Source organism: Pseudomonas sp. NFACC37-1 (assembly GCF_900101575.1).
In the GTDB taxonomy this organism is placed as follows: Bacteria; Pseudomonadota; Gammaproteobacteria; order Pseudomonadales; family Pseudomonadaceae; genus Aquipseudomonas; species Aquipseudomonas fluorescens_AA.
This window is the reverse complement of sequence record NZ_FMUZ01000007.1, coordinates 24992-44133: the sequence shown is the minus strand read 5'-3', so window position 1 is coordinate 44133 and position 19142 is coordinate 24992. Positions and strand designations below refer to the sequence as shown.

Below are 19142 nucleotides of genomic sequence, written 5' to 3'. Positions count from 1 at the left end.
GTGGCGAGGGGATTTATCCCCTCGCCACAAAGGGTGTAAGACTCACGCAGGTTCAGCGACCTTTTCGGCCTTGAGCAACGCCTCCCGCGCCTGGGCCTCCGCCAACCGATACAACTCGATCGACCCGTCCCAATGCTCGATCAGCGCCGTGCAGGATTCGACCCAATCGCCACAATTGAGGTATTCCACCTCGCCCACCATGCGCATCTCGGCGTGGTGGATATGCCCACAGACCACGCCATGCAGTTCGCGCTTCACACACTCGTGGGCGATGGCTTCTTCGAAATCGCTGATGAAGCTGACGGCGGTCTTGACCTTGTGCTTGAGGTACGCCGACAACGACCAGTAGCCGTAGCCATAACGAGCCCGCCAATGGTTGAGCCAGCGATTCAGCGTGAGGGTGAACTCGTAGGCCGAATCCCCAAGGAACGCCAGCCAACGGTGGTAACGGGTGATGACATCGAACTGGTCGCCATGGATCACCAACAAGTGCCGACCATCGGCGGTGACGTGCACCGCTTCATCCACCAACTGGATATTGCCCAGAATCAGCTTCGAATAGCGCCGCAGGAATTCGTCATGGTTGCCGGTGACGTAGATCACTTCGGTGCCGCGCTTGCTCATGGTCAGCAAGCGACGAATGACGTTGGTGTGGGCCTGGGGCCAATACATGCCACCGCGCAGTTTCCAACCATCGATGATGTCACCCACCAGGTAGATCTTGTCGGCGTGGTAGCCCTTGAGAAACTGCGACAAGTGCTCGGCCTGGCAATCCCGGGTGCCCAAGTGCACATCGGAAATCCACAGGGTGCGAACACGCTGCTTGCGGCTGGGTTTGGCGAGCTCGGCGCTGGTCATTGGGCAACCCTCTGATCGTTTTCGCCACTGTGCACGCCAGCGGTTAATGGCCCATGACAAACACAAGTCCATTACATGACAGCGCGGGGCGGTGTGCCCTCGGTGTATGCTGGCGGCCTGACACGGGAGACCGCGATGAGACCGATCCTCACGCTACGCCACTACAGCCACGATTTGATTGTCCACAGCCACGACCACGCGCAACTGGTGTTCGGGTTGTCCGGCGCGCTGGATTTCGAGGTCGAAGGGCGTGGCAGCCAGGTGGTGCAGCAGAGTTTCGTGGTAGTACCCGCCGGTGCCCATCATGCCTGCGGCAGTCCCCAGGGCAGTCGCTGCCTGGTGCTGGATGTGCCCAGTGACGATTGGCTCGGCCAATGCCTGGGGGATCACGCCGACGCCAGCCGCCGCTTGCTCGACGACACCGCTCGCCTGCCCCTGGATGCGGGGCAAAGCCAGTTGGTCAGTTGGTTGGCGGGCAGCCCGGTGGACGATCCGGTGATCGCCCAGCAAGGCGCGGTGCTGCTGCTGGCGAGTCTCAATAACGCTCGCCAGGCAACCCACGGCGGCCGGCGCCTGCCCTACGCCGCGCTCAATGCCCACATCGACCAGAACGCCGCCTATGCGCTGCAAGTGGCGGACCTGGCGCGAATCGCCGGCCTCTCCAACGCCCGCCTGCACGCACGCTTCGTCGCCGAGTGCGGGCAAACCCCGATGGAGTACATCCGCAGCCGCCGCTTGCACCAGGCCGTGGCGTTGTTGCGTGATTCGCAGTTGCCCATCGGTGAGATCGCCCACCGCGTCGGCTACAGCTCCCAAAGTGCCTTCGCCGCGGCGGTGCTGCGCGAATTCGGCGTCTCGCCGGGCAAGCTGCGGCGTCAGCGCTAGCTTCGCGCTAAAAATCGCTAGGATCGCGACAGACGCCAGCACCTCCCCAACGCTTAAATACCCCCATGGGATCGATGTTTGTCCGTCGGTTTTGGCTTATCTGTTGAAAGGATTGAAATGACACCTCGTACCGCCCTCGGCGCCCTGCACATTGGTGCACTCATGTTTGGCCTGACCGGTGTCTTCGGCAAACTCGCCGCGGCTTCGCCAGCGGTCATCGTGTTCGGTCGCGCCGTCTTCGCCGTGCTGGCCCTGGCGGTGTTCGCTCGGTTCGCCAGCAGCAGTCGCTGGCAGAAACTGCGGGCACAGGATGGCCGGCGACTGCTGCTGGGCGGCCTGTTGCTGGCTGGGCATTGGGTGAGTTTCTTCATCGCGGTGAAGGTGGCCGGCGTGGCGATCGCCACGTTGGGGTTCGCCAGTTTCCCGGCCTTCACGGTATTGCTCGAGGGGCTGATCTTCCGCGAGCGGATTCGCGCCAATGAAATCTGGCTGGTGGTGCTGGTGAGCGTCGGCCTGGTGTTGGTCACGCCGAACTTCGACCTGGCCAGCGGTGCCACCACCGGCCTGCTCTGGGCCGTGGCTTCAGGGCTGTTGTTTTCACTGTTGTCATTGACCAACCGTGCCGGCTCCGCCCATGTCCCGCCCGTGCAGGCCGCGCTGTGCCAGAACGTAGTGGTCGGGTTGTGCCTGTTGCCGATGGCCGCGCCACAACTGAGCGACGTTCGCCCCCTCGACTGGTTGTGGATCGGCTTGCTCGGCGTGTTCTGCACCGGCCTGGCCCACAGCCTGTTCGTCGCCAGCCTGGCGGTGATCAAGGCCCGCACGGCGGCGGTGGTCTTCGCCATGGAACCGGTCTACGGCATCGCCATGGCCTGGTGGCTGTTCGACGAACGCCCGACCCTGCGGATGCTGGTGGGCGGCGTGGTGATCATCGCGGCCATCGTGATCTCGAGCCAGCTGGGCGGTTCGAAGAAACCGGGGATGGGCGCCCAAGCCGCGTCTCACTGAACCCGGTCGTTGTGGCCCAGGTCCCGCTCCGGGTCGATCCGGTCGCGGACCCGCTGCTTGAGGACCTTGGCCTCGGGAAAACCGCCATCAGCCTTGCGCTCCCAGATTTGCGCACCGTCGCAACTGATGTGGAACACACCGCCGGTGCCCGGCACCAGGGACACTTTGCCCAGGTCGTCGCCGAAGGTGCTGAGCAGTTCCTGGGCCAGCCAGGCGGCACGCAGCAGCCATTGGCACTGGGTGCAATAGGTGATGACAACTTCAGGCTTGTGCTCGGTCATTGCGGGTGAACTCCTGGGTTCGAAGGCGTCGTTATAATACCTGCCTTTGATCGCCCGCCCCGAGATAGACGATGCGCCGCCTGCTCCCCCTCCTGCTTCTGCTGCTGTTGCCCCTGTCCGGCCATGCCAACGAGCCCGCCGTCGAAGCGCCACGCCCGAAAATCGGCCTGGTGCTGTCCGGCGGCGCGGCGCGGGGCCTGGCCCACATCGGCGTGCTCAAGGCCCTGGAGGAGCAAGGCATCAAGATCGATGCCATTGCCGGCACCAGCATGGGCGCGGTGATCGGCGGGCTGTATGCCTCGGGCTACAAGATCGACGAACTGGAAAAACTCGCCCTGGGCATCGACTGGCAACAGGCCTTGTCCGATGCCCCGCCACGCAAGGACGTGCCATTCCGGCGCAAGCAGGATGACCGCGACTTCCTGGTGAAACAGAAACTGAGCTTTCGCGACGACGGCAGCCTCGGCCTGCCCTTGGGGGTCATCCAGGGCCAGAACCTGGCCCTGCTGCTCGAAAGCCTGCTGGCCCACGCCAGCGACACGCGGGACTTCGACAAACTGCCGATCCCGTTTCGCGCCGTCGCCACCGACATCGCCACAGGCGAAAAAGTCGTGTTCCGCAAAGGCCACCTGCCCAAGGTCATTCGCGCCAGCATGTCGATCCCAGCAGTGTTCGCCCCGGTGGAGCTGGACGGCCGGCTGCTGGTGGACGGCGGCATGGCCGACAATATCCCGCTGGATGTGGCCCGGGACATGGGTGTGGATGTGGCCATCGTGGTCGACATCGGCACCCCGCTGCGCACCCGCAAGCAACTGGTCACGGTGGTCGATGTGCTGAACCAGTCGACCACCCTGATGACCCGGCGCAACTCTGAAGAACAACTGGCCACCCTGAAAAAAAGCGACGTATTGATCCAGCCGGCCCTGGCGAGCTTCGGCTCCACCGACTTCGGCCGGGCCCGGGACATGATCGACGCCGGCTATCGCGCCACCCGGATACTCCAGGCACGCCTGGCCCCGCTACGCCCTTCCGAGGCGCCCGACGCCGACCTCATGGCGGCCCGCGCGCCCAGCGAACGCACACCGGTCATCACCGCCATCCGCGTAGAGAACGACTCGAAAGTCGGCGATGACGTGATTCGCTACTACATTCGCCAGCAGATCGGCGAACCGCTGGACCTGGGCCGCCTGCAGACCGACATGGGCACGCTGTACGGCCTGGACTACTTCGAACAGGTGCAATACCGCGTGGTCCACAAGGGCCCGGACCACACCTTGGTGATCAGCGCCCGGGGCCGACGCACCGGCACCGACTACCTGCGGCTGGGGCTGAGCCTGTCGGACGATATGCGCGGCGACAGCGCTTTCAACCTGGGGGCCAGCTATCGGGTCAACGGCATCAATCGCCTGGGCGCCGAGTGGCTGACCCGGGCGCAGATCGGCGACAAGCAGGAGTTGTACAGTGAGTTCTACCAGCCATTGGACGTCGGCTCGCGCTACTTCATTGCCCCCTATGGGCAATTCGAATCGCGCAATGTGGAGTCCATCCTGGACAACGATCCGGTGGCCCAGTATCGCGTCGAACGTTATGGCTTCGGGCTCAACGTGGGCCGCCAGATCGGCAACAGCGGCGAAATCCGCTTCGGTGTCGGCCAGGCCTGGGGCAAGGCCGATGTGCGCATCGGCGACCACGACCAGCCCAGCGAGAACTTCAACGAAGGTTTCTACGAACTCAAGTATTCGTTCGACTCCCTCGACAGCGTGTATTTCCCCCATGAAGGGGAAGACATCGGCCTGAGCTGGCGCCAATACGAACCGGGGCTGGGCTCCGACCAGCGCTACCGCCAGTGGGAATTCAAACTGGACAAGGCGCTTAGCAGCGGCCCGGACACCTTCATCCTGGGCGGGCGCTACGGCCGCACCCTGGACACCGCGGAGGTCGTGACCTCCAGCTTTGTGCTCGGTGGCGCGCGGCAATTGTCCGGCTTTCGCGAAGATGGGGTCTCCGGACAGAACATGAGCCTGATGCGTGCCGTGTATTACCGCCGCCTCACACCGCGGGCCTACCTGCCATTGGATTTCCCGTTGTACATCGGCGGTTCCCTGGAACGCGGCCGGGCCTGGAACAACGACAATGAATTCGACAGTGGCTACATCAACGCCGCCAGCATTTTCCTCGGTTTCGATACACCGCTGGGGCCATTGAACTTCAGCTATGGCTTCAACGACGACGATGAACAGGCGGTGTACCTGAACCTGGGACAGACGTTTTGAGGGGCTGGGTGTTTGCCTGGGCTGGATTGATAACCTGACAGACCGTCATCGCGAGCAAGCTCGCTCCCACATGAACGCGCAGATTCCGTGGGAGCGAGCTTGCTCGCGATGAGACCAGCCGCCACAACCTCGATGGCTCTCAGCGAATCCCCGCCAGCAGCACCCGGGCGGTCTGCTTGAGGGGTTCGTCACCTTCTACGAGCAATTCTTCAAGCAGGGTGATGGCGGTCTTCAGGTCGCCATCGTCGATGCAGTTCTGTGCCTCTTCCAGCTTGACCGAATGCTCCGGGCCCTGGGGTTCGAGGGACAGGCCGTCCAGGGAAACAGGTTCAAGGGCCAGCGGCTCAAATTCCAGCGCCTGCTCTTCATCGGCAAAGCCATCGAGGAAATCATCGTCCAGCGACTCGGTTTCCAGGGGCGCTTCCCATTGCAACTCCGGTTCGTCGAAACCTGAAAGCGACAAGCCCTCGATACTGTTGTCGGGCAGTGGCGTCGCAGGTTTTTCTTCGGCGAGGGTGCCCTGGTCATCCGCCAGGTCCCAGCTGGTTTCCATGGACAGTGCGTCCAGATCCAGCTCGAACTCGTCACTGGGTGCCTGTTCACGTTCAGGCGCAAGAACCGGCGCCAGGGGCTGTGCCTGTTCCGCTATCGGAGCGGTGATCAAGGCAACCTTGGGATAGCGCCCGCGGATATCCTCCAGCGTCCCGGCATCGACGCCTTGTGCCAGCAGATGATGTTCCTGGGCCTGGAAACCGATGACATCGCCCTGCTTGCCCAATACCTCCAACAACTTGAGGCCCAGGTCGGTGCGTTCCGGTTCGGCCAGCAATGCCGCGCGCAACAGCCCGGCGGCCTCGGTGAAACGGCCGTAGGTCAGGTAGATCCCGACGCCCTCAAGCACATCACCCTGGGGCGCATCACCGTTGTTGAACGAGTTCGCAGCCTCGGACGGCTCCGTCTCGGGGATTGATGCAAAGGTTTCGTCACCCTCCTCCAGCATCGGCTCGGGGCGCTCGGTCATCGGCTCCAACTCGCCCTGCTGCTGGCGACGCCGAATGAACAGTAACAATGCGAGCAACCCCAACAGGGCCATCAACCCCGCCACCCATGTCCAATTGATGCCCTCTGGCTCTGCAACCGGTTCGGTCACGGGGGATACGTCTGGAGCCGGCTCCGATTCAGGCTGCGCCGGTTGCGTCGACGCAACGGGGACTGGAGTCTCGGCCAGGCGGGTCTGCAATTCGCTGATCTGCTTGCGCTGGCCGGCGATTTCTTCGTCCTGGGCCTGGAGCCGCGCCTGCAGAGCCTCGATGGTCTTCTGCTGCTCCTGGTTCTGCAGCACGCTGGCGGCCAACTGCTCATCGGCTGCGGCGGACGCCTGGCCAGCGGTGGATGCAGCCGCTGTCGGCAGCACGGCCGAGTCGGGCAATAACAGGCGCTGGCCGATGGAGAGCCGGTCGCTGCCGGGATTCAGGGCCTGGATCCCTTGCATCAACTCATTGACCGACGCGTTGCTGCCGGCGTCATGCAGGCGCTGGGCGATCACCCAGGGGTTGTCTCCCTGCACGACCGTGTAACGCTTGCCCTGTACCGCCGGGGGCGGCTTGATGGCCGGAGTGGCCTGGCTCGGCGTCGCAGGCTGCGGGGCCGCGGCCGGTTCGTCACGGGCCGGCACGATACCCGGTGAGCCCGGTGGGTCGATCAGCACAGTGTATTCGCGCAGCAGGCGCCCATTGGGCTGATTGAGCTGCACCAGGAAATTGAGAAAGGGCTCTTCCACCGGCTTGCTGGACGTCACCCGAATGAAGCTGCGCTCACCCCGCCATACCGGCGTAAAGCGCAGGTTGCTGAGAAAGAACACCCGCTCCACACCCGCACGACTGAAGTCGTCCGGGCTCGCCAGGCTCGCCGACAGGTCCCCTTCACCGATCCCGGCCACATCGACCAGGGCGATATCGGCGCGCAACGGCTGGTTCAGGGCGGAATGGAGCGTGATCTCGCCAAGGCCCAGCGCGGACGCCAAGGCCGAAAACCCCAGGGCACCCACGACGATCGACACGTTGACCCAACTGCGCAACGTGGACTGCAAACTTACAAGCATGGGCATCCCTTTCGATTACCAGAACCAACCGCGGCGTAAACGCTCCCAATAGGAACGCCTAGTACTGGTTATAGTTCGCTAACCGGCGAATCTCAAAAGTCTGACGCCAGGGATCTGCCTCAGGATTTTTCCAGGTTAGCCAGGATCGTGCCGTGAACCCGCATGCACACGCGCATGTCCGCCTCGTCGACACCTTCGAACAGCTCCCGGCGCAATTGCGTGGCAATGGTTTCGATCTGTTCGATCAACGGTAGGGCCGGTGCGCAGAGCACGATTTTCTTGGCCCGACGGTCTTCGGCCACCGCCTGGCGCTGCACCAGCCCCTGGGTCTCGAGGCTGTCGAGCAACCGGGCCAGGGTCGGGCCTTCGACGGCGACACTCTGGGCCAGTTCACGCTGGGTCGGCGCCTGTTCGAAACGGGCCAGGTGCAACAGCACCAGCCAGCGCGCCTGGGACAGGCCCAGCCCGGCCAGGCGGCGGTCCAGTTCGGCGCGCCAGCCTCGAGACATTTGCGCCAACTGCATGCCAAAACGGTGTTGATCGGTTAACGGCATAAAAAACTCATCAGATCTGAAATAGAGAAAAACTAATTATTAGTCAGCTAAGCATGAGCTTTGGATTCAAGCAAGGTTCGCCTTGTACTGAATCGTTAAAGGAGCGCAACTCACTGATCAGACTTCAAATTCCGACTGTAACGCAGCCCTGACGCAATACAGCACACCTTCGGGCACCCGTCCGACAAACAGCGCGGCGACTTCGGACACCGGCGGTAACTCGCCTTCGCCGTCCAGGAACGCGTCCTGTACCTCGCCCATCAGTTCCTCGGGCAGATCCAGTGCCTGTTCCAGGGACAACTGCTGTTTGCCGATGGCCTCGGCCAGCATCGTGTAGACGTTTTTCTCCGAGCACTGCAATTGCCCGGCGATCTGCAGCGGGGTCATGCCGGCCCGGGCCAGCGTGATAAGCTCGTGGCGCACATCGGCCACCGCTTTCGGCGCTTCGACCTCGCCGCCCAGGACCTGGAGGAAGGCTTCGCCATACCGCTCCAGCTTGCGCGCCCCCACGCCGCTGACCCGGGCCATTTCCGCCAGGGAGGTGGGCTGGCTGCGGAGCATTTCCAGCAGCGTCGAATCGGGGAAGATGACGTACGGCGGCACGCCGTGTTCCTCGGCCAGCTTGCGACGCAAGGCACGCAAGGCTTCCCATTGATCGCGCTCTTCGCCACGGACCAATTGGCTGGCCTGGCTCTTGCTGCTCTTGATCGCCGTGGCCGGCTTGAGGTCGCGGCGCAGTTCGAGGGTAACCTCGCCCTTGAGCAAGGGCCGGCAGGTTTCGGACAAGCGCAGGCCACCGTAGCCTTCCAGGTCAATGTCTGCCAGGCCGCGGGCCACCAGTTGCCGGAACAATGAACGCCACTCGCTTTCGGTGCGCGCCTTGCCCACGCCGAACACCGAGAGGTGCTGGTGGCCGAAGTTGCGGATCTTCTCGTTGTCCTTGCCCAGCAACACGTCCACCAGGTGCCCGACGCCATAGCGCTGGCCGGTGCGGAAAATCGCCGACAAGGCCTGGCGGGCCGGCTCGGTGGCATCCCAGGTTTCCACGCCATCGACGCAGTTGTCGCAGTGCCCGCAAGGCTGGGGCATGTCTTCGTCGAAATAGGCCAGCAGGGTCTGGCGACGGCAGCGGGTCTCTTCGCACAGCGAGAGCATGGCGTCGAGCTTGTGCTGTTCCAGGCGCTTGTGGCGCTCATCGCCTTCGGAGTTCTGCAGCATCTGCTTGAGCATCACCACGTCTTGCAGGCCGTAGGCCATCCAGGCATCGGCCGGCAAGCCATCACGGCCGGCACGCCCGGTTTCCTGGTAGTACGCCTCGAGGGACTTGGGCAAGTCCAGGTGTGCGACAAAACGCACGTTGGGCTTGTCGATGCCCATGCCGAACGCCACGGTGGCCACCATGATCAGGCCTTCCTCGTTGAGGAAGCGCTTCTGGTGGTAGGCCCGCAGGTCGTTGGGCAGGCCGGCGTGATACGGCAACGCCGGGAACCCCTGCTCACACAGGAACGCCGCCACTTCATCGACCTTTTTGCGCGACAGGCAATAGACAATGCCGGCATCGCTGCGGCGCTCGGCGAGAAACGCCAGCAGTTGCTTGCGTGGCTGCTCCTTGGGCACGATGCGGTAGAAAATATTGGGACGGTCGAAGCTGGACAGGAACCGCTCGGCCCCCTGCAAGTGCAGGCGCTCGACGATTTCCTCGCGGGTGCGTTTGTCGGCGGTGGCGGTCAGCGCGATGCGCGGCACGTCGGGGAACAGTTCCGCCAATTGCCCCAGTTGCAGGTACTCACGTCGAAAATCGTGACCCCATTGAGACACGCAGTGGGCTTCGTCGATGGCGAACAGGGCGATTTCCAGGCTCTGCAGGAACGCCAGCATGCGCGGCTGTACCAGGCGTTCCGGGGCCAGGTACAACATTTTCACTTCGCCGCGCTTGATCCGCGTCGCCAGGTCCCGCTGTTGCTCGGCACTGAGGGTGGAATTCAGTGAAGCGGCGGCAACCCCCAGTTCCTCGAGGGTCGCGACCTGGTCGTCCATCAGCGCAATCAGCGGCGAAACCACCACCGCCAGGCCGTTGCGCAGCAGCGCCGGCACCTGGAAGCACAAGGATTTGCCGCCGCCGGTGGGCATGAGCACCAAGGCATCGCCACCGCTGGCCACGCGCTCAATAATGGCACCCTGACGGCCACGGAAACTGTCGTAGCCGAAGATGTCCTTGAGGACGCGTTGAGCCTGTTCGAGCATAGAAACTCCAAAAATCACCGAAACATCCCTGCAAGGCTGGTTCAGAATCAAAAAAGCTGCACCGGCAAATCGTAAGTGCGCGTTTCGAACCGGCGGGACGCCGCAGGGCATCACAAAACGCGGCAGTATACCCGAGGCCTTCGTTGCGAAGGGCGCTGCTGACAAGAGGTGTCGAATAGGCGATTGCACGCCATGCGCCCTGTAGGAGCTGCCGAGTGCAACGAGGCTGCGATCTTTCCACTGCCCATTGAGTCGAGAAACGAAAGATCAAGACGGCAGCTCCTACAGGTATAGCGGCCCGCCCGTGCCCCCAAGTGGAGGCAAATACACCACGCGGCTGGCCTGGGCGCTCAAGAAGGCCTAGAATTCCCGCATTGTTTATTCCCCAAGGTAGCCCGTAATGTCCTTCGCTGAGCAACTGACCCGCCTGCAAGTCTTCCTCGACGCCGATGAGCTGCACGAGGAAGCGCTGGACTACGTGGCCGCTCACGGCTACCTGACCGCCCTGTCGATCTGCGCCGAAACGGTGCCGGATCGTGAGTGGATCGACGCCCTGTTCGCCGAAGAGCCGCATTACAGCGACGAAGCCCAGCGCGCCGAAATCGAAGCCACCCTGGTCGGCCTCAAGGCCCATATCGCCCGTCAACTGGCCTCCGACGAAGAATTCGAGCTGCCATGCGAACTGGACCTGGGCGATGACCCGGACGATTCGGAGTTGCGTGGCTGGTGCATCGGCTTCATGGAAGGCGTGTTCCTGCGCGAAGCCGCCTGGTTCGAAACCGCCGAAGAGGAAGTCAGCGAAATGCTCCTGCCGATCATGGTGGGTTCCGGCCTGTTCGACGAGCAACCGGAATTTTCCGACATCGCCGCCGACGCGAACCTGATGGACGACATGATCGTCCAGATCCCCGAAGCCCTCACCGCCCTGTACCTGCTGTGCAACGCCCCGGACGAGAAACCGGCGATCCTCAAGCCTCGCCACCACTGAGTGACCGGGTGCCCTCGCCAGTCGGCAACCGCCCGCTGATCCTGCGTTACGCTCTACTGGCCATCGGCTGGCTGAGCGTGGTGCTGGGAGTCATCGGCATTTTCGTTCCCGTATTGCCCACCACTCCCTTCCTGCTGCTGGCCGCGGCCTGCTTCGCCCGCAGTTCGCCGCGCTTCTACCGATGGCTGGTCGAACATCCCCGCCTCGGCCCGTGGATCAGCGACTACCTCAGCGGCAACGGCATCCCGCTCAAGGGCAAGGCCTATGCCATCGGGCTGATGTGGGCGAGCATTCTCTTTTCCTGCTACCTGGTGCCGCTGCCGTGGGCGCGGGGGTTCATGCTCACCAGCGCAGTGCTGGTGACAATTTACATCCTCAAGCAAAAAACCCTGCGCAAACCTTAAGCAAGCCCCGACCATCCGTCTGTGACCTGCTTAACCCTGTCAGCTCTGACAGTAGGCAGTCAACCCATTCCACCGCATAAATCGCTCCATCGTCCCTACGCGAACGGAGCGTCTGCCATGCTGACCCGACTGAAAAAAACTCCGGTGCCGCTGGCCTTGCGGTCGGCTGCCCATGGGTTGATACAGGCCTGTGCTGGGCTGGTAATGGTCGCGGGGGCGGCCGTCGCTGCCGCCGCGCAGCCTGCGCCTCCCATCCCGATCACTCCGGGCCAGATCATCGGCGAGAGTCAGCTCGAGAAGGCTCGGTGTGTACAGGAGTCGGAACCGGCAAAATACCAACGCTCACGCGCCGTGGGCCGGCTTTATACAGGGAGCAGCTACGGGACTGCGTGGCGGGTAGGCCCTGGAAACCTGGTACTCACCAACCTGCATGTCGTGGGTGAGAACCCGGATCTGGCTCGGATGGTCGTGGAGTTCGATTACGAGGAATCCAGCTGCGACTCGGATGCAGTTCAGCCTGCTGTCCGGGTTCCGGTCGAGCGGCTCCTGGCCTCCGATGGGTCGGCCGATTTTGCGCTGCTGGCCTTGGATCAGGAGGCGGTCGACAGCGGCGTATTGGATGCCTTCGGCTACCTGGGCCTGGATACCCGTATCTCGGAGGTCGGCGACCCGGTCTACGTTGCAGGGCATCCCTTGGCGGGGCCGAAACGGATTTCGCGTCTTCATGATGACGGACATCCCTGCTGGGTAACCGAAGTACGCAACAACGGTCGCACTGATTTCGCAAAATACAACTGCGATACCGACTCAGGGTCTTCCGGATCGCCAGTGATCGATGCACGAACCAACGCAGTGATTGCCCTGAACTTTGGTTTCAGTTCGGGGTACAACGCTGGCGCGCAGATGAGCAGCATCTGGCCCGCTATCGCGGGATATTTCGACGAGAAGTTGCCTGAGGGCAGTGTCCCGGTGGAGCAGCCGGGCGTGCCGATGGCCAAGCCGGGGGCGGTGGGCGTACAGGTACCCGTGCGCGTGACGCAGGTGGATGGGCAATCCCCGGTGGCCGGGGCACCCGGTGAACAGCTGTATTATCACGCCCCCACACATACCACGATCACCGACGTGTCCTGCCAGAGCGGAACCACCCAATGGATCGCCGAGAACGGCAAGGCCGCGTCATGCACCTTGTCAGGCGCAGCGAACTGGACCACGGCACAGTCGGTGGCGCTGCGCGTGGATGATACCGCCCCCGACGGCCTGGTCAGCGATGGCCGGGTACGACTATTGTCCTATACAGGACAGATCCGCGGAGCGAACAACCTCGCCCTGAACGTGATGTCGCGGGGCCCAGGCGAGGTTCAGTCACTACGAGCACAGGCGGGGAATTTTCAGGCCGCCCCACTGCACAGCCGGTTCCCGGAACCCTTGACCGCACGGGCGAAAGACCCGATGGACGCGGCGGTCGTGGGCGCGGATGTCACCTTCGCGGTCACTGATGACGGTGGAACAGGGACGCGGTTCGAAGGGGACAATCAGACACCCACCGTGCAGACGAACACCGTGGGTGACGCGACGTCGCCAACGCTGGTCGCCGACTCCAGGGCCGGTACATTGCAGGTTACTGCCATGTCGAGCGGCAGGACGGCCACGTTCCACTTGCGGGTGGTGTCGCAAGACGGTGACCCGACGGATGCTGTGGAGCATCTGTCGGTGATAACGGGGCAAGGACAGATCGCGCCAGAGGGTACCGAGTTCCCTCTTCCCCTCACGGCACGGACATTGGATGAAGGTCGGGATCCGGTAGAGGATGCATGGGTCACCTACACGATTACCGATGACAGGGAGACTGGAACCCGATTCGTCGGGGCCGATCAGACGCCGACAGCGACGACCAATAGCCATGGTGAGGCAGTGTCGCCGAAGCTGATCGCCGGGAACAAATCTGGTTTCGTGACGATAACCGCGACCTCCAATGACAAGGCGGCGACGTTCATCATCATTGTGGGCACGATATGAGCGCGCGAGCGCCAACGCCCGGAGTCACCATCAAGTGTTGGCAGTGGGCGAACTGAACGCCGGATAACGTCAGTCCGCTCTGCCGCCATCACATCCGTGGGAGCCGAGCTGGCTCGCGATGGCGGTGGTTCAGTTGATGGAGATGTCGTCCGTGCCGCCGTCATCGCGAGCAGGCTCGCTTCCACAAGGGATTTGGGAGCGGAATATAAAAACCCGCCATTTCCACTCAGGAAAATGGCGGGCTCTGTCATTTCAGCTCACCTCACACCGTATCCACCTTCAACGAATGATCATTCAACATCCCATTGATAATGGTCGCCGTGTCCGCTGCGCCGATGATCCCCCCCGCGCCTGGCGCGACGCCGTAGTGACTGGCAAGGTTGACGCCCGCCAGGTCGATGGTCTGGTTCGGCGTGGCGCCGGCGATGGCGCTGACGTCGATGCTGGTGATGACCGACGCCCCGCTGCCGCTCACGCTGAAATGCAGGTAATCATCCAGTGACGCCGCGCTGCCATTCTCCCCTTGCAACAGCTGGGACAGGTCGAGCTTGTCGATGCCGGGCGTGAAGTCGGTGATCACGTCGTGGCCATTGTTGCCCGCCTGCCATTGGAAGGTGTCGGCGCCGCTGCCGCCGGTGAGGGTGTTGTTGCCCAGGCCACCGATCAGCAGGTCGTCACCGCCACCGCCATTGAGCACGTCATGGCCCAGGCCACCGTCGAGGCGGTTGCTGGCGCCGTCGCCGGTGAGGGTGTCATTGAAATTCGAGCCCACGAGGTTTTCGATGTGGCTCAATGTATCGGTGCCCGCGCCCAGGGTGTTCTGCGCCGCCAACAGGCCCAGGTTCACCGTGACTGCCGACGTGGCGTGGGCGTAGCTGACGGTGTCGTTGCCCGTACCGCCATCAAGCAGGTCGTTGCCCGTGCCGCTGTAGAGCAGATCATTGCCTGCCCCACCGTTCAGGGTGTTGTTGCCCGAACCGGCACTGAGTACGTCGTTGCCATCGCCCCCGTTGAGGAGGTTGTCGCCGTTGCCGGCCAACAGCACATCGTCGCCACTGGTGCCTGTCAGGGTATGGCCCGCCTGATAGCTGATGCCTACCGCTGCGCTGTCACTGCCGCCGTGGTTGTCGCTGGCGGTGTAGCTGCCGTGGTAATCCGGTGTCTTGTCTTGCGCCCCGGCATAGTCGACGGTGAGGGTCAGTTGATAGTTCTCCGCCGCGTTGGAATTACCGCCGCCGGGATTGGCGATATTGGTGACGTGGATCTGGTAATTGCCATCCGCTGCAGCGGTGAAGGAAGCCCCGTCGTTGATCGCAATGAATGGCCCGCCGTTGAGTGAATACTCCAGCGCAATGTGACCGGCCGACAGGTTGTGGTCCAGGGTCAGGGTTTCGCCCTGTTTGAGGCTGATGTTGAGCCGGTCTTCATCGTTGGTGTTGTTATTGGACACCATCCCCAATGCACCGCTGACCACCAGCATCGCCGTCATGCTCGCGGTATTGGCGACGAAAGCGCTGCGGCTGAGGTTGATCGACTGCGCGTTGTTGCCGGTGAAGCTGGCCGTGCCGGTGCTGCCGGTGAAGTCCGCGCCTTTGGCGACCCAACCGGTATTGAAACTGGTGGGTGAGGCGGTGAGCGGATCGCCGTTGGCATCGCTGTCGTTACCCAGCAGCAACTCGCCCGGGATCACGATGTTGCCCGACAGCACGTTGGTGATGATGTTGTCGTCGGCAGCGATCGGCGGGCTGTTGGGCACGACGTTGATCACCAGGTTGGAGCTCGCCAGGTCACCGTCATGGTCGCTGACGGTGTAGCCGATGTGCTCGGTGATCAAGGTGCTGGTGGCCGTCTGGGAGGTGTAGCTGAACGCACCGGTATCCAGGTTGACCACCAGGGTACCGTCGTGGTCGGTGGCGATGCTCAATGTGTTGGTGGCGGTATTGAAGGAGCCATGGTTGAGCCCGCCGCTGGCGGTCAGCGCGCCATGGCCCCCGTTGGCCGCCGGGTCATAGCTGTACGTGGTGCCATCGACCACCAGGCTCTTGATAAACCCGCCATCGGCGCCGAACGAGCCCCCCTCGCCCAGCAGGTTGCCGGTGACCGGCGCGCCTTGCACGGTGCCGGAAAGCACCGAGTTGAGCTGGTTCAGGTCGGTGACCACCACCGCGTTGGTATTGGTGTGCGTGCTGCCGTCATAAGCCAACGGGTCGAGGTTGACGTTTCTGGCACCGCTGCCCAGGCCGACGGCGTAATTCTTGATGCCGTTGGCATCGAGAAAGGCTTTCCATGCGACCTCGTCCGCCGCGCCGATTTCGCCCAAGGTCGGCTTGCCATCGGAGAAAAAATAACCAATGTTCTGTGCGCCGACCAGTTGTCCGGGGGTTGCGAACGCCGTCTTGGCCATCGCCACGGCCGCATCGTAATTGGTGTCACCGTGAGCGCTCAGCGCGGCGATCAGCGTCTTGGCAGTTGCCACGTCCACCCACACGGCACTTTGGTCGGTGGCACTGCCGCTGAAGGTCACAAGCTGGACTTTGACGTCGCCCATGTCGTCGTATTTGTCGAGCAAGGCGCTGATTGCCTGTTTGGCCAGATCCATACGCGAGAGCCCCGGCACGCCGGAATCGTCTTTCATGCTGCCGGACACATCAAGCACGATCAGCAGGTTCGAATCGACCTCCACCGCCGTCACCGAACGCTCGGACGCAACGGCCTTTGGTATGTCATCGACGATGCTGACCACCAGGCTGCCGGTGGTGCTGTTGCCCAGTGCGTCCGTGGCCTGATAGGTGAAGCTTTCGCTCAGCACGTTCGGGCCATCGTTGGCATGGGGTGAGGTCGTGGCCGGCGAGGTCAAGGTGTAGGTGTACGACCCATCGGGATGGAGCAGCAACTGGCCGTAGGCACCGCTGGCATTGCCCACCAGGGTGAAGGTGACGGCGCCCGTGGCACCGCTGACCGAGCCGACCAAGGTCCCGCTGGCGGTTTCACCGGTGGCGCTCGGGTCACTGCCGGTGACGGTGCCGGGGGCCAGGTCCTGGCCGTCCTGGGTCAGGTCCAAGGCTTTTTCGTAGACGGTCACGTCATGGTCGGTTTCTGCGACGAGGCAGCTGTTGTGTACATCGACGGTGATGGTGGTGGTGCTTTCATCGCCATCGGCGTCGCGCACGGTGTAGGTGAACACATCGGTCGCGCCTGGTGCGCCGACAGCATCGGGATTGCTGTGGTAGACGGCGTTGCCGTTGGCGTCCAGGGTCAGGTAGCCGTAGGTGCCACTGATCTGGCTGTTGAGGCCGCCGATGGCTGGATTCGAGGTGTCGTTGCCGGCACGTACGCCGATGACTGCACCACCGTCGGCACCGAGTACGTCGTTGTCCAGCACGTTGCCATTGACCGTGCCGCCCTCCACCACCGAGGCGAAATCGCAGTGAGCCTTGGGCACGTCGTCGACGATGTCGATGACGATGGTGCTGGTGACCGTGTTGCCCAACGAGTCCGTGGCCTGGTAGGTGAAGCTTTCACTCAGCACGTTCGGGCCATCGTTGGCGTGGGGCGTGGTGGTGGCTGGCGAGGTCAGGGTGTAGGTGTAGGAGCCGTCGGGCTGAAGCGACAGTTGACCGTAGGCACCGGCGGCGTTGCCCACCAGCGCGAACGTGACCGCGCCAACGGCACCGCTGATCGAACCGACAAGGCTGCCGCTGGCGGTCTCGCTGGTGGCATTCGGGGCGCTGCCGGTGACGGTACCGGGGGCCAGGTCCTGGCCGTCCTGGTTCAGGTCGAGGGCTTTTTCGTAGACGCTGATTTCGTGGTCCGGTGCGGCGACCAGGCAGCTGTTGTGCACGTCGATAGTGATGGTGGTGGTGCTTTCATCGCCGTCGGCATCGCGCACGGTGTAGGTGAACACATCGGTGGCGCCCGGTGCGCCGACGGTGTTCGGGTTGCTGTGGTAGACGGCGTTGCCGTTGGCGTCCAGGGTCAAGTAGCCGTAGGTGCCATTGATCTGGGTGTTCAAGCCACCGACGGCAGGGTTCGAGGTATCGCTGCCGGCGCGTACGCCAACCACCATGCCACCGTCCGCGCCCAGCACGTCGTTGTCCAGCACATTGCCGTTGACCGTGCCGCCCTCCTGCACCGAGGCAACATCGGCATGGGCGTTGGGCACGTCGTCGACGATGTCGATGACGATGGTGCTGGTGACCGTGTTGCCCAACGAGTCCGTGGCCTGGTAGGTGAAGCTTTCGCTCAGCACGTTCGGGCCATCGTTGGCCTGGGGCGTGGTGGTGGCTGGCGTCGTCAGGGTGTAGGTATACGAACCGTCGGGCTGAAGCGACAGTTGACCGTAGGCACCGGCGGCGTTGCCCACCAGCGCGAACGTGACGGTGCCAACGGCGCCGCTGATCGAGCCGACAAGGCTGCCGCTGGCGGTCTCGCTGGTGGCATTCGGGGCGCTGCCCGTGACAGTCCCGGGGGCCAGGTCCTGGCCGTCCTGGTTCAGGTCGAGGGCTTTTTCGTAGACGCTGATTTCGTGGTCCGGTGCGGCGACGAGGCAGATATCGTGGACATCGATGGTGATGGTGGTGGTGCTCTCATCGCCGTCGGCGTCACGCACGGTGTAGGTGAACACATCGGTCGCGCCTGGGGCGCTGACGGTGTTTGGGTTGCTGTGGTAGACGGCGTTGCCGTTGGCGTCCAGGGTCAGGTAGCCGTAGGTGCCATTGATCTGGGTGTTCAAACCACCGATCGCCGGAGTCGAAGTGTCGTTGCCAGCGCGCACGCCAATCACGGCACCACTCACGGCCGGCCCGTCGGCGCCGCCTTCGTCGTTATTCAGGACGTTGCCACTGACCGTCCCGCCCTCATCCACCGAGGCGGAATCAGCATGGGCGGTCGGCAAGTCGTCGACGATGTTCACGTCCAGGTTGCCGTTGGCTGTGGTGCCGTTATCGTCGGTGACCACAACGGCGAATTGTTCGCTAACGCTGTTGGCGCCGTTGGCGTTTGGATGGGCTTCGTTGTCCAGCAGCGTGTAGCTGTAGCTGACCACACCCGTGCTGGCGTTGTAGCCAGTGATGGTCAGCGTGTTGCCCAGCGCGGTGGTGATGGACTGCGGGAAACCTGCCGACACGCCGCCTACAACCACATTGATACCGCCAACACTCAAGGTCTGCACACCGTCCAGCGCGGTCACGGTGAACGTGCCGTTTTGAGTCAGGGCCGATGCATCCGGGCTGCTGCCGTCACTGAGGTTTTTCTCCTGCAACGACAGCTCACCACCTTCAGTGTCGAGGCCGGTGATGACCACCGGATCATCATTGTTGTGCACTTGCAGCACCAGGTTCGCGGTGCTGGTGTCGCCGTCGGCGTCGGTCAGGGTGTAGGTGAAGGTTTCGCTGCCGTTGCCGCCGCCGTGCAAGCCTTTGAAATCGGCATCGGCGGTGTTGAGGGTGTAGGTGTAGGAACCGTCGGCGTTGAGCACCAGGGTGCCGTAGGTGCCGGTAAAAGTGCCGGGCGTGATTGGGCCGGACGCCAC

The 19142-nt window shown here is 63.1% G+C and carries 12 protein-coding genes; 6 read left to right on the top strand and 6 right to left on the bottom strand.

Annotated elements, in window-relative coordinates:
• Positions 1-42 precede the first annotated feature (42 nt).
• Positions 43-858: a UDP-2,3-diacylglucosamine diphosphatase gene (locus BLP82_RS10755; RefSeq protein ID WP_092167387.1), complete on the bottom strand. Its 816-nt coding sequence runs from the start codon at positions 856-858 to the stop codon at positions 43-45.
• A 135-nt stretch (positions 859-993) separates the two neighbouring features.
• Between BLP82_RS10755 and BLP82_RS10750 the strand changes: the two genes are divergently transcribed.
• Complete coding sequence (locus BLP82_RS10750; protein WP_092167385.1) at positions 994-1743, top strand: helix-turn-helix transcriptional regulator; 750 nt, start codon at positions 994-996, stop codon at positions 1741-1743.
• 117 nt (positions 1744-1860) lie between these two features.
• Entirely contained in the window at positions 1861-2751 is an 891-nt protein-coding gene (locus BLP82_RS10745; protein ID WP_092167382.1) for a DMT family transporter, read from the top strand.
• Here BLP82_RS10745 and BLP82_RS10740 read toward each other — a convergent pair.
• Entirely contained in the window at positions 2745-3032 is a 288-nt protein-coding gene (locus tag BLP82_RS10740) for an Rdx family protein (RefSeq protein ID WP_060738678.1), read from the bottom strand. The two genes, BLP82_RS10745 and BLP82_RS10740, sit on opposite strands and share 7 nt — an antisense overlap.
• Before the next feature lie 71 nt (positions 3033-3103).
• On the opposite strand from BLP82_RS10740, the gene BLP82_RS10735 reads away from it, so the two are divergent.
• The gene (locus tag BLP82_RS10735; protein WP_092167380.1) at positions 3104-5305 is read left to right on the top strand and encodes a patatin-like phospholipase family protein; all 2202 of its coding nucleotides are present in this window, start codon (positions 3104-3106) and stop codon (positions 5303-5305) included.
• Between the two features lie 139 nt (positions 5306-5444).
• Here BLP82_RS10735 and BLP82_RS10730 read toward each other — a convergent pair whose 3' ends face one another.
• The 3 genes from BLP82_RS10730 to recQ form a co-directional block, all read right to left on the bottom strand.
• Positions 5445-7406 (bottom strand): FimV/HubP family polar landmark protein, encoded by a 1962-nt coding sequence (locus BLP82_RS10730; protein WP_092167378.1) that lies wholly within the window; start codon positions 7404-7406, stop codon positions 5445-5447.
• 119 nt (positions 7407-7525) lie between these two features.
• Positions 7526-7960 carry a MarR family transcriptional regulator gene (locus BLP82_RS10725; protein ID WP_003199001.1) on the bottom strand — a complete coding sequence of 145 codons (435 nt, stop codon included), beginning with the start codon at positions 7958-7960 and terminating at the stop codon, positions 7526-7528.
• 117 nt (positions 7961-8077) lie between these two features.
• Positions 8078-10204 (bottom strand): DNA helicase RecQ, encoded by a 2127-nt coding sequence (gene recQ, locus BLP82_RS10720; protein WP_092167376.1) that lies wholly within the window; start codon positions 10202-10204, stop codon positions 8078-8080.
• A 400-nt stretch (positions 10205-10604) separates the two neighbouring features.
• Here recQ and BLP82_RS10715 point away from each other — a divergent pair, with 400 nt between their 5' ends.
• The 3 genes from BLP82_RS10715 (at position 10605) to BLP82_RS10705 (ending at position 13612) form a co-directional block, all read left to right on the top strand.
• Positions 10605-11192 carry a UPF0149 family protein gene (locus BLP82_RS10715; RefSeq protein WP_060738682.1) on the top strand — a complete coding sequence of 196 codons (588 nt, stop codon included), beginning with the start codon at positions 10605-10607 and terminating at the stop codon, positions 11190-11192.
• Positions 11193-11200: 8 nt separating this feature from the next.
• Complete coding sequence (locus BLP82_RS10710; protein ID WP_092167374.1) at positions 11201-11596, top strand: YbaN family protein; 396 nt, start codon at positions 11201-11203, stop codon at positions 11594-11596.
• 117 nt (positions 11597-11713) lie between these two features.
• Positions 11714-13612: a trypsin-like serine peptidase gene (locus BLP82_RS10705; RefSeq protein WP_092167371.1), complete on the top strand. Its 1899-nt coding sequence runs from the start codon at positions 11714-11716 to the stop codon at positions 13610-13612.
• Positions 13613-13874: 262 nt separating this feature from the next.
• Here BLP82_RS10705 and BLP82_RS10700 read toward each other — a convergent pair.
• Positions 13875-19142: Ig-like domain-containing protein (locus tag BLP82_RS10700; protein ID WP_092167369.1), on the bottom strand; the 5268-nt coding region annotated here is incomplete at its 5' end.